This window comes from Faecalibacterium sp. Marseille-Q3530, assembly GCF_017377625.1.
Classification (GTDB): Bacteria; Bacillota; Clostridia; order Oscillospirales; family Ruminococcaceae; genus Faecalibacterium; species Faecalibacterium prausnitzii_E.
In genome coordinates, this window is record NZ_JAFREH010000001.1 from 49,254 (window position 1) to 60,072 (window position 10,819).

The 10,819-nt window shown below is 63.5% G+C and carries 9 protein-coding genes; 1 reads left to right on the top strand and 8 read right to left on the bottom strand.

Annotation, left to right across the window (positions count from 1 at the left end):
* Positions 1-69: 69 nt before the first annotated feature.
* Genes J3350_RS00245 through murD form a run of 3 tightly spaced genes read right to left on the bottom strand, consistent with a single transcriptional unit; the run spans position 70 to position 3,554 of the window.
* Positions 70-1,335 (bottom strand): methionine gamma-lyase family protein, encoded by a 1,266-nt coding sequence (locus J3350_RS00245; protein ID WP_097792115.1) that lies wholly within the window; start codon positions 1,333-1,335, stop codon positions 70-72.
* 60 nt (positions 1,336-1,395) lie between these two features.
* Positions 1,396-2,160 (bottom strand): GNAT family N-acetyltransferase, encoded by a 765-nt coding sequence (locus J3350_RS00250; protein WP_207685307.1) that lies wholly within the window; start codon positions 2,158-2,160, stop codon positions 1,396-1,398.
* Positions 2,157-3,554, bottom strand: a complete 1,398-nt coding sequence (gene murD / locus J3350_RS00255) for a UDP-N-acetylmuramoyl-L-alanine--D-glutamate ligase (RefSeq protein ID WP_207685308.1) — start codon at positions 3,552-3,554, stop codon at positions 2,157-2,159. Before murD ends, J3350_RS00250 begins: the two co-directional genes overlap by 4 nt.
* 210 nt (positions 3,555-3,764) lie before the next feature.
* Between murD and J3350_RS00260 the strand changes: the two genes are divergently transcribed.
* A complete protein-coding gene (locus J3350_RS00260) occupies positions 3,765-5,324 on the top strand; it encodes a peptide ABC transporter substrate-binding protein (RefSeq protein WP_207685309.1) in 1,560 nt (519 codons plus the stop codon).
* Positions 5,325-5,512: 188 nt separating this feature from the next.
* On the opposite strand, the gene J3350_RS00265 is transcribed toward J3350_RS00260, so the two are convergent.
* From J3350_RS00265 to rlmN, 5 genes are all read right to left on the bottom strand, one after another.
* Positions 5,513-6,160 (bottom strand): thiamine diphosphokinase, encoded by a 648-nt coding sequence (locus J3350_RS00265; RefSeq protein ID WP_207685310.1) that lies wholly within the window; start codon positions 6,158-6,160, stop codon positions 5,513-5,515.
* Positions 6,161-6,230: 70 nt separating this feature from the next.
* Positions 6,231-7,109 carry a ribosome small subunit-dependent GTPase A gene (gene rsgA, locus J3350_RS00270; RefSeq protein WP_207685311.1) on the bottom strand — a complete coding sequence of 293 codons (879 nt, stop codon included), beginning with the start codon at positions 7,107-7,109 and terminating at the stop codon, positions 6,231-6,233.
* 10 nt (positions 7,110-7,119) lie between these two features.
* Entirely contained in the window at positions 7,120-9,006 is a 1,887-nt protein-coding gene (gene pknB, locus J3350_RS00275) for a Stk1 family PASTA domain-containing Ser/Thr kinase (protein ID WP_207685312.1), read from the bottom strand.
* Positions 8,999-9,748 carry a Stp1/IreP family PP2C-type Ser/Thr phosphatase gene (locus J3350_RS00280; RefSeq protein WP_207685313.1) on the bottom strand — a complete coding sequence of 250 codons (750 nt, stop codon included), beginning with the start codon at positions 9,746-9,748 and terminating at the stop codon, positions 8,999-9,001. The genes pknB and J3350_RS00280 overlap by 8 nt, the downstream gene beginning before the upstream one ends.
* Positions 9,749-9,763: 15 nt before the next feature.
* Complete coding sequence (rlmN, locus tag J3350_RS00285) at positions 9,764-10,804, bottom strand: 23S rRNA (adenine(2503)-C(2))-methyltransferase RlmN (protein WP_118553102.1); 1,041 nt, start codon at positions 10,802-10,804, stop codon at positions 9,764-9,766.
* Positions 10,805-10,819 lie beyond the last annotated feature (15 nt).

Genomic DNA, 10,819 nt, shown 5'->3' on the forward strand with positions numbered 1-10,819 from the left:
TTTCACACTTTCTTCTTTTACCGCCCGGCCCGCTGCGCCCATGGAACGAAGCAGGCCGGGATCGTTACGTCAACGTTCTCCAAAGTAAGCGTTCTGCACGGCCAGCAGCACACCGGCGCGGCTGGCTGCAAAGTTCAGGCCGCCCTGCAGATAGCAGGTGTAGGGTTCCCGCAGCGGGCCGTCGCAGGAAAGCTCGATGGTGCTGCCCTGCGTAAAGCTGCCACTGGCCATGATGACCTCATCGGTATAGCCCGGTTCCGGCGAGGGTTCCGGGGCCGCATAGCTGTCCACCGGGCTGGCCGCCTGCACACCGCGGCAGAAGCCGATGAGGGCATCCGCCGTACCGGCGTCGAAGCAGGTCACGATGTCGTTGTGGTCCTCGCAGTAGCGCGGGATGGGCGTCTTGCCCACCAGTTCCAGCAGGCATTGCGCATAAATGGCCGTCTTGATGGCCTCACACACGACGCCGGGCGCATAGTAGAAGCCCAGATACAGATCGCGGGGGGTATCCAGTGTGCAGCCCAGCTCCTTGCCGAGGCCGGGTGCGTTCAGGCGGTAGGCGCAGAGTTCCACGAGGTCTTTGCGGCCTGCGATGTAGCCGCCGGTGGGGGCGATGCCGCCGCCGGGGTTCTTGATGAGGCTGCCCACCACGAGGTCGGCACCGGCCTGGCAGGGTTCTTCCGTCTGGGTGAACTCGCCGTAGCAGTTATCCACGAAGACGATGATCTCCGGGTTGGCAGCGCGGGCGGTGTCGGCGATCTTCCGGATGGTGGCCAGATCGAACGCATTCCGCTGCAGATAGCCCCGGCTGCGCTGGATGTGGCAGACCTTGGCCCCCGGTGCCTTTTGGGCGATGAGGTCATAATCCGGAGTGAAGTCCGGCTTCAGCGGGGCTTCGTCGTACTTCACGCCGTAGTCCATCAGGGTGCCGGTGCCCTTGCCCTTGCCGTCCAGACCGATGACGCCTTCCAGCGTATCGTAGGGGCGGCCGGTGGCAGCCAGCAGGGTGTCCCCTGCCCGCAGCAGGCCGAACAGGGCCACGGCCAGCGTATGGGTGCCGCTCTGGAACTGGCTGCGGACGAGGGCGTCTTCGGCCCCCATCACTTCTGCAAAGATCTGCTCCAGCTTGGCGCGGCCGGTATCCCACAGGCCGTAACCGGTGGTGCCCAGCATATCGGTGGAGGACATCTGGGTGTCCGCAAAGGCTTTCAGCATCTTGAGCTGGTTGAAGTCGCGGATCTCCTCCATGTGCCGGAAATAGGGCTGGCAGAGTTCCATGGCCTGTTCATCCAGAGCCAGGGCTTCGGGTTTGAAATCAAAAAAATGGCTTAACATTGACATATTAGATCCTTTGGATTTCTTATTATTTTTTACGTAGAGATATCCCCGCCGATTTTACTTTGCGGGCGCTTCATAGCGCGCATACTCGCCCAGTTTTTCAAAGCCGAGGCGGGTATAGAAGTGCACTCGTTCGGGGGCGCAGAGGAAAACAGGCTGGAAGCCTTCTGCCGAGAGTTCGTTCGCCAGCCGGACGATGAGCCGCCCGCCGATGCCCCGGCCCCGCAGCGGCTCGGCCGTTTCCCCGCAGGCCATGTAGGCCTGGCCGTTGGCAAGGGCATAGGCCCCGACGGTGCAGGCAAGCGTCTCCCCCTGCCACAGCGCCCAGACGCGGGCCCTGCCACGGCTGCGCTTGGTGCACAGCTCGGAGTAAAAGTCATCCCGCCGGGCAGGCCGGGCCGGAAAAAGCGCCTCTGCCACCGGGCGGGCCGGAGGGTCCCGGTCAAAGGTCAGCGAGGCCCAGAGCGCTTCGTCTGCCTCTGGCTCCGGAAGCTGCCGCCCCGGCGTCAGGCCGAAGATGGTGTGGGGTCTTGCACGGGTCCACCCGGCGGGCGGGGCCGCCTCGGCTTCGTCCAGCACAACGGCGCCGCACCCGCAGAAGGTCAGGAACCCGGCCAGCTCTTCGGGGTTGGCGTGGCCTGCCATCCAGGCCGTGCTGCCGCCGATGTCCAGCGCCAGCGTAGGTCCGGCAAAAAAGCGGCCCGGCTGGCTCTTGCCCAGCAGCTCCAGCGCCAGCGGCATCGTGGCACCCAGGCAGAGCTTGCCCCGGCAGGCGTTGTAAAAGCGCAGTTTTGCGCGGGATGTCGTGGCCTGTCGGATCATTTCAGTTCGTTGACGATCTTCTTGAACTCGCGGCCGCGCACCTCGAAGTTGGGATACAGGTCGAAGGATGCGCTGGCCGGAGACAGGATGATGATATCACCGGGCTGTGCGGCGGCGCGGGCCAGCTCGACAGCATGCTGCATGGTGTCGGCATGCTGGATGGTCAGGCCGGACGCTGCAAAATCCGGATGCTCACAGACGGCCTTCTCGATGCGGGGGCCGGTGGCACCCATCAGCACAAGGTCCTTGACGTGCGCAATGACCTCCGGGGCCAGCGGCTCATAGGGGATGTGCTTGTCGTAGCCGCCTGCAATGAGGATGACCTTCTGGTCAAAGCTGCGCAGGCCCGCGATGGTGCGGGTGGGGCTGGTGCCGATGGAGTCGTTGTAGTAGGTCACGCCGTCCAGCACACGGACCGGCTCGATGCGGTGCTCCACGCCGGTGAAGGTGCTGCCCACCTTCTGGATGGCCTCGATGGGCACTTCACCCCAGACGGCGGCGGCAGCGGCCAGCAGGTTCTCGATGTTGTGCAGACCGCGCAGTTTGATGTCCTTCTGGGCCAGGAACGGGGTCACGACGCCGTCCTCGGCCATGCAGAGCATCCCGTCCCCGCGCAGGAACGCGCCGTTGTCGGTGTCGTGCAGGCGGGTGAACCAGACCTGTTTGCCCTTGCAGTCGGGCACCATGCTGCGGGTGATGTCGTTCTCATAGCCCAGCACTTCGCGGCAGGGCGGCACCTGATGGAGCAGGATGTTCCGCTTGGCGTCGATGTACTCCTGCATATCCTTGTGGTGGTCCAGATGGTTCGGGGTCACGTTGGTGACGACCGCGATCTTCGGGCTCTTGCGCATACTGATGAGCTGGAAGCTGGACAGCTCCACGACCGCCACATCCTCCGGGGCAACATCCGGCAGCATGGGCAGCAGGGCTGCGCCGATGTTGCCGCCCAGATGCACCTTGCGGCCCGCAGCCTCGTAGAACTTGGAGATGAGGGTGGTGGTGGTGGTCTTGCCGTCCGAGCCGGTCACGCCCACGATCTCACAGGGGCAGTAATCAAAGAAAAGCTCGACCTCGCTCGTGACCAGCGTGCCTGCGGCGATGGCGTCCTGCAGCGGCTTCTGGTAATATTCAAAGCCGGGGGTGCGCAGGATGATGTCCTGGCCCCGGAAGCCGTCCATGTAGTGCTCGCCCAGGCTCAGGTCGATGCCCAGGCGGCGGATGGTCTCGGCGTAGCTGCCAAAGTCGTCCACGCTGTTCTTTTTATCGCAAAGGGTGACATGCGCACCCAGGCCCACGAACTCTTCGATCAGGGTCTTGTGGCTGACGCCCGCACCGATGAATGCGACCTTTTTGCCCTTGACCAGCTCTGCGAGCTGCTGCTGTTCTTTCTGCATAAAAACAGAACCTCCTCTATAAAGTGTTTCTGTAACAAGCTCTTGCTGCTCTTCATTCTACACCTTTTCCGCACAATACGCAACGCCCAACCCGCACAGGCCGCAAAAATGCACTGAAAGGTCATCGAAATTCACAAAAAGATAATTGTCTTTTTCGACGCTTTCCGTTATACTGGACGTATCCATCATCATCTGCAAGGAGCGCTTTTTTTGAAACACCGTTTCCGCCTGGCCGCCGCGGTTCTGACGGCCCTTCTATTCCTGACCCTGACCGGCTGCGGTTCAGGCTCCAACAGCTTTACCTGGTTCGTGGACACCATCCCCGCGAACCTTGACCCGCAGGTGGCTTCGGCTGCGTCGGACGTCATCGCCTGCGAGAACCTTTACAGCGGCCTTGTCCGCAAAGACCCGGACGGCCAGCTGGAACCTGCCCTGTGCGAACGGTGGGAGGTCTCCGCCGACCGGAAGACCTATACCTTTTATCTGAAGGACGGCCTGACCTACACGGCTGCCAAGGGTACGGCTGCTGACTGCGCCATCACGGCGGAGGATTTCGTCTTCGCCTTCCGGCGGATGTTCCGCGCTGCCACGAACTCCCCCTACGCCGTGGAGTTTTCGGCCCTTGAGAACAGCGCCGAAGTATTGGCCGGGCAATTGCCGGAAAGCGCCCTCGGTGTTTCGGCCAGCGGGCCGCTGACGCTGGTGTTCCGCCTGAGCAGCCCGGACGAGAATTTTCTCTCCAAGCTGACGCTGCCCGGCGCGATGCCCTGCGACGAAGCGTTTTTCGACTCCACCCGCGGCACCTACGGCCTCACCGCCAAGACCACCCTTTCCAGCGGGCCGTTCTACCTCTACAACTGGACGTCCAGCGGCCTGTTCCTGCGGCGGGAGCCTTCCGGCACCCGCATCGACAGCCTGCGCCTGGTCCCGAACACCAACAACGCCGACCAGTCGGCCATTGAGCTCATCAACAGCGAAAAGTGCTCGGCAGCGGTGGACGCCACCGGCAGCACCCCCTCGCTGTCCTCCATCTCCTACTCCGACACCACCTGGAGCCTGCTGTTCAACTGCAATACGATCTTTTCCTCCACCGAGCTGCGGCAGGCACTGGCCGGGGTGGCGCGGGACGCCGCCGAGGTCCCCCCCCCCGAGCTGTTTGCCGCAGCGGACAGCCTCACCCCCGCCGGTCTGAATGTAGACGGCATGAACTACCGCGACACCGTGGGAGACGTCTCCCCCACCGCCGTGGATGTCAAGGCGCTCTACCTTGCCGCGCGGCAGGGCATGGCAAACTCCGACTTCAATAAGATCACTCTGATGCTCCCCGCCGGGTGCGGCCTGAACGAGGCCGCCGAGACCATCAACGGGGCCTGGCAGAAGGAGCTTTCCCTCTTCTTCTCCATCGAGGAGGTGGACGAGGAGACCTTCCGCAAGCGTCTGGCCGAGGGAGATTATACCATCGCGCTGGCCCCCGTCAGCGCTGAGAGCGGCAGCGTGTACAACACGCTGGCCCAGTTCACCCCCGCAGGCGGCGGGCTGACCGGCTATTCCAACGCCCTGTACGCCACCCAGCTGGAAGCCAGCACCCACGCCAACGGTTCCACCCGCTGCCGCCTGCTGGGCGAATGCGAACGCCAGCTGCTCAGCGACTGCGTCGTGGTCCCCCTCTTCTCCCAGCAGAAGCGTCTGTTGATCGCTTCGGGCATCAAAAACCTCATCTTTGACCCCTTCGGCCCGGTGCTCGACCTGACGTATGCCACAAAGGAATAAAAATGCAAGGCCCCCTGTGCGAACGGCACAGAGGGTCTTGTTGTTTCTTCAGGTTTTGATGCCGAACAACCGGCGCAGGATCCCGCGCAGACACTTCGGGCTTTTGATGACGACGACCTGCATCCAACTCCCGCCTTTCGTTGTGTGATACCACAGTATAAGCGGCAGCGGCGCAAAACGTGCATCGCTCAGCGCAGGATGGGCGTATCCGGCAGGGTCTCGACCACGACCAGCGCCCCCTTGCGGGTGGAGATGGTGATGCGGTCCGAGCCTTCGGCGTACTCGTTGCTGACGCCCAGCGGATACCCTGCCGTGAGGACGGCATCCGTCAGCTCATAGTAGGAGCCGCGCTCACAGACGCCCTCGGCCCGGCCCTCCAGTGGGAAGACGGATACATAGAAGAACTGCGCCTTCGGGTAGGTGCGCTCCTCGCCGGCGCGGACGAAGGTGATGCGGCTGCGCTCATCTTGCAGCGTGGCGCGCACACCCCGCTGCTCCAGCCCCAGACCGGTGCAGAGGTTCGCAAGGGTGTGTTCCAGCCGTCTGCCGCCCAGCGCGCCCAGCAGCAGCACCTCGGAGCAGCCTTTTTCGGAGGCAAGCTTCGCCGCATATTCGGTGTCGGTGTCGTCCTTGACGTGGGGCAGGACGATGACGTCATCCTGCTGCTCCGGGCAGGGCGCGGTGTCGAAGTCGCCGACGATGATGTCCGGTTTGCAGCCCAGCGGCGCACAGTTGCGGTAGCCCGCGTCGCAGGCGATGATGAGGTCATCGGGCCGCAGCAGGCGCTTCAGCTCCGGCGAGACCGGGCAGGCAGATACGATCACACAGCGTGACATAAGTTTCCTCTCTTCACTCGAAGAAAGCTCCCCCGGCCGGAGGAGCTTTCTCTGGTTTGCAATGCAGCGGTCAGAACTTCGGCCGCTGCCAGTCCTTGACGTCCTTGACTTCGTCGTACATGGCGCAGTAGCTGTCGTACCGAGTCTGGGAGAGCCGGCCCTCGGCCAGTGCCGCGCGGACGGCGCAGCCCTTTTCTGTGCGGTGGGAGCAGCCAGTGAACTGGCATTCACCAAGATACGGCCCGAACTCCGGGAACGCATGTTCCAGGTTCTCCTTCGGGATAAACCCGGCGCGGTTGGCTTCCAGGCTGGCGAAGCCGGGCGTGTCGGCGATGCGGCCGCCGAACGCCTCAAAGATGGTCACCTCGCGGGTGGTATGGCGGCCGCGGCCCAGCTTCTGGCTGATGGCGCTGGTCTCCCGCTCGGCCTCCGGCAGCAGGGCGTTCAGCAGCGTGGACTTGCCCACGCCGGAGTTGCCGCAGAAGGCGCAGAGCCGCCCGGCGATCCACTGCTTCACCTCATCCAGACCCTCGCCGGTGTCGTAGTGGATGGCGATGAAGGGCAGGGTCGAACGCTCGTATGCCTTGCGGAGGAACTCCGCCTCGCCGAGATCTGCCTTGGTGCAGACGATGACCGGCTGGACGCCCTTGTCCACCGCGATGGCCGACAGCTTATCCAGCACGAGGGTGCTGGGGGTGGGCTGGGTGGTGCTGGCCACGAGGAACAGCACATCCAGATTGGCCACCGGCGGGCGGACGAAGACGTTTTTGCGGGGCGCGATCTCCGCGATGACGGAAGCGCCGTTCTCGGTCTCCACCGTCACCTCGTCGCCCGCCACAGGGGTGATCTTCTGTTTGCGGAAGATGCCGCGCGGCTTGCACTCGATGATGCCCGCTTCGGTCCGGACGTAGTAGAAGCCGCCGATGCCTTTTACAATATAACCGTTCATGGCTCCTCCGTTACGACAGCAGCGAACTCCACCAGTCGCTCAGGCTGGTGCCAGAGCTGGAACCGGAAGAGTCGCTGGAGGAGGAAGAGCTGCCGCCGCCCACAAGGCCGCTCCACCAGTCGCCGCTGGAGCTGCTGGCGCTGGAACTGCCGCTCTCCGAGGTGCTGCCGGGCTCCTCGGCCGGGGTCTCCGGCACAGGTTCGGGACCTGCGCTGACGGTCACGCTGACGCGGCTGTTCACCTTGACGGTGGAACCGGCGGCAGGGTTCTGCCCGATGATGGTACCGGCAGGCTTGTCGCTGTACTGCTCAGTGGTGCTGCCCAGGCCCAGCTTGTTCTGCACCAGCAGGGTGCGGGCATCGTTCACGTTGGACAGGCCCACCAGCGACGGCACCTTGGCGGTGGTGCTGACCTGCGGGCGGCTGACGTAGACCACAACGGTGGAACCCACCGCCACCTGGCTGCCGGCGGCAGGGTCGGTGCGGATGATGGAGCCTGCCGCCACGGTGTCGTCCACGGCCTGGGTGATCAGCACCGAGACGCCGAGGCTCTTGAGCTGCTGTTCTCCATCGGCCTGCAGATAGTTGGTCACATCCGGCACGGTGACGTACTGGATGCCGAGGCTGATGGTCAGGGTCACGCTCTGGCCCTCGCGGACGGTGCGGCCCGCCACCGGCGACTGCCGGTAGACATAACCGGCCGCGTAGTCGTTGCTGTACGACTGCTCCCAGTTCACGGTGATCTGGCCGGAGGAGACCTGCGGCTGGGCGTTCACCTCATCCTGGGTCATGCCGCTGTAATCGGCCAGCACGATGTCGGCCTTTTCGCTCATCAGGGTGCTGGAATCGTTGAGGATGGTCCAGCACAGCGCCATGCAGGCCAGCGCGAACGCAACGGTGATGCCGAACAGCACCGGCAGGAAGATGGGCTTTTTCTTTTTGCTTTTGCGGGTCTTTTTCGGTTCTGGGGCTTCTTTTTTGGTTTTCACGGGGTGCTCCACCACCTTTTCAGGAATTTCATCGGGGAGATAGGTGTAATTGAACACGATGGACGGGTCTTCCACGTAGGCGTTCAGTGCCCCCAGCATCTCGGCGGCGCTGGCATAGCGGTTTTCGGGCCGCTTTGCCATGGCGCGTTCGGTGATCTCCACCAGGCCGTGGGGCACGGTGGGGGCCAGCTCCTGCAGACTCTTGGGCTTGTCGGTGATCTGCTTGATGGCCACCTCCACCACATCGTCGGCGTCAAACGGCAGATGCCCCGAAAGCATCTCGTACATCATGACGCCCACCGAATAGATGTCGCTGGTGAAATCGGTCTCGTCGCCCTTGGCCTGTTCCGGGCTGATATAATGGACGCTGCCCATCGCCTTGCCGCCGGAAAGCTGGTTCTCGGCGCGGGAAATGCGGGCAATGCCGAAGTCCATCATCCGCAGCTGACCGTTGTCCAGCAGCATGATATTCTGGGGCTTGATGTCCCGGTGCACCACGCCGTTGCGGTGGGCATGGTCCAGCGCTTTGAGGATCTGGGAGATGAAATGCACCGTCTCCCGGCTGGTCAGCCTGCCGCCGCGCTCGTTGAGGTACTCCCGCAGCGTCATGCCGTCCACGTATTCCATCACGATATATTGCAGCTTCTCGCTGACCGAGACATCGTACACCTTGACGATGTTGGGGTGATTGAGCAGCGAGATGGCCTTGGATTCGTTCTTGAAACGGCGGACGAGGTCGGGGTCGTGCATGAGCTCCTGCCGCAGCACCTTGACGGCTACGACCGTGCCCTCCGGCACCGGCCCGCCCGGCCCCACGACCGCCTTGTAGACGTTGGCCATGCCGCCGGTGCCGATCAGCTCCCGGACGGTGTACAGGCCATCGAGGGTCTTGCCGATCAGATTATCCATGCTCCACCTCCGTCGGCTCCACGGCCAGCAGCAGCGCCGTGATGTTATCCGAGCCGCCGTGGGCGTTGGCTGCCTCGATGAGGCGGTCGGGCAGGTCGTAGAACGTCCCCTGCGCCAGCAGCTCTTCCATCTCCTCCACCGGCACCATGTTGGTCAGGCCGTCGGTGCAGAGCAGCAGCCGGTCTTCCCGCTTGAGCTTCGCGGCGGTGAACTCCGGCTCCAGCCGGTAATCCACGCCCAGAGCTTTGGTGATGATGTTCTTCTGGGGGTGATGCTCGGCTTCCTCCTCGGTGATGGTGCCGCAGTCCACGAGCTCCTGCACGTAGGAGTGGTCGTGGGTGAGCTGGGTCAGCTTCCCGTCCCGGATGAGGTAGGCGCGGGAGTCGCCTGCATGGCAGAGGTAGACATTGCCGCTACGCACCAGTGCGCAGACCGCCGTGGTGCCCATGCCGGCCAGCGCTTCTTCATGCGCAGCCTTCTGGAACACGAAGCGGTTGGCGTAGAGGAGCGCTTTTTTCAGAAACGGCTCCTCCTGCCCTGCCCCGCACTGGGCGTATTGCTCCTGAAAGAAATTCTCGATGACATTGCACGCCCCCTGCGAGGCTTCACGGCCGCCCTTTGCGCCGCCCATACCGTCGCAGACCAGCGCCCACACCGCGCCGCCGGGCAGCTCCCCGGCCCGATAATCGTCCTGGTTCTCCTGACGGACGCGGCCGACATCTGTTTTTCCTGCAAGTTTCATAGGATTCTCCTTTTGTCAGGCTTTGCCGTTCATCTCGTCGCGGCGCAGCTGGCCGCAGGCGGCGCTGATCTCGCTGCCCAGACGGCGGCGGACCGTGGCGTTGACGCCGAGGCTCTCCAGCTTCTGCTGGAACCGGCGGACGTTGGCGGCATCGGTGGCGGAGTAGGGGCTGCCGTCCACCGGGTTGATGGGGATGAGGTTGACATGTGCGCCCATGCCCCGGATGAGGTTTGCCAGCTGCTTTGCGCAGGCATCGGAATCGTTGACGCCGCGCACCATCGAATACTCGAAGCTGACCCGTCGGCCCGTGGTGTCCTGATAGCGGCGGACCGCCTGCATCAGCTGCTCCACGGGGTAGGCATCGTTCACGGGCATCATGCCGCTGCGGATCTCGTTGTTGGGCGCATGGAGCGAGACGGAAAGGGTGAGCTGCAGCTTTTTCTCGGCCAGCTGGTCGATCTTCGGCACCAGACCGCAGGTGGAAAGGCTGATGTTCCGCATCCCGATGTTGACGCCTTCGGGCGAGGTGATATTCTCAAGGAATCGCATCACTTCGTCGAAATTGTCCAGCGGTTCGCCGATGCCCATGAGCACGATGTGGGAGATGCGCTCCCCGATGTCCTTTTGCGCAGTGTAGATCTCGGAGCAGATCTCCCCGGCTTCCAGGTTGCGGACGCGGCCCGCCTGGGTGGACGCGCAGAAGCGGCAGCCCATCCGGCAGCCCACCTGCGTGGAGACGCAGACCGTGTTGCCGTAGTGGTAGCGCATGACGACCGTTTCGATGCAGTTGCCGTCGGCCATCCGCAGCAGGTACTTGACCGTGCCGTCCTTGGCCTCCTGGCGGCGCTCAATCTGCGGGGCCGCGATGTAGAAATGTTCCTCCAGCGTCGCCAGCAGGGTCTTGGGCTGGTCGGTCATGGCGGAAAACTCCGTGACCAGCTTCTGGTGGACCCAGTGGAAGATCTGCTTGGCCCGGAAACCGGGCTGACCCAGCGCCTTGAGCTCTGCGGCCAGCTGTTCCAGCGTCAGGGAGGAAATGCAGCGTTTTTGTTCCATGGTGTTCTCCTATTG

What these genes read in the sequence shown, in the direction of transcription:
- J3350_RS00245 (WP_097792115.1), bottom strand. Translation starts at nt 1,335, where the DNA reads ATGTTAAGCCATTTTTTTGATTTCAAACCCGAAGCCCTGGCTCTGGAT.
- J3350_RS00250 (WP_207685307.1), bottom strand. Translation starts at nt 2,160, where the DNA reads ATGATCCGACAGGCCACGACATCCCGCGCAAAACTGCGCTTTTACAAC.
- murD (WP_207685308.1), bottom strand. Translation starts at nt 3,554, where the DNA reads ATGCAGAAAGAACAGCAGCAGCTCGCAGAGCTGGTCAAGGGCAAAAAG.
- J3350_RS00265 (WP_207685310.1), bottom strand. Translation starts at nt 6,160, where the DNA reads ATGTCACGCTGTGTGATCGTATCTGCCTGCCCGGTCTCGCCGGAGCTG.
- rsgA (WP_207685311.1), bottom strand. Translation starts at nt 7,109, where the DNA reads ATGAACGGTTATATTGTAAAAGGCATCGGCGGCTTCTACTACGTCCGG.
- pknB (WP_207685312.1), bottom strand. Translation starts at nt 9,006, where the DNA reads ATGGATAATCTGATCGGCAAGACCCTCGATGGCCTGTACACCGTCCGG.
- J3350_RS00280 (WP_207685313.1), bottom strand. Translation starts at nt 9,748, where the DNA reads ATGAAACTTGCAGGAAAAACAGATGTCGGCCGCGTCCGTCAGGAGAAC.
- rlmN (WP_118553102.1), bottom strand. Translation starts at nt 10,804, where the DNA reads ATGGAACAAAAACGCTGCATTTCCTCCCTGACGCTGGAACAGCTGGCC.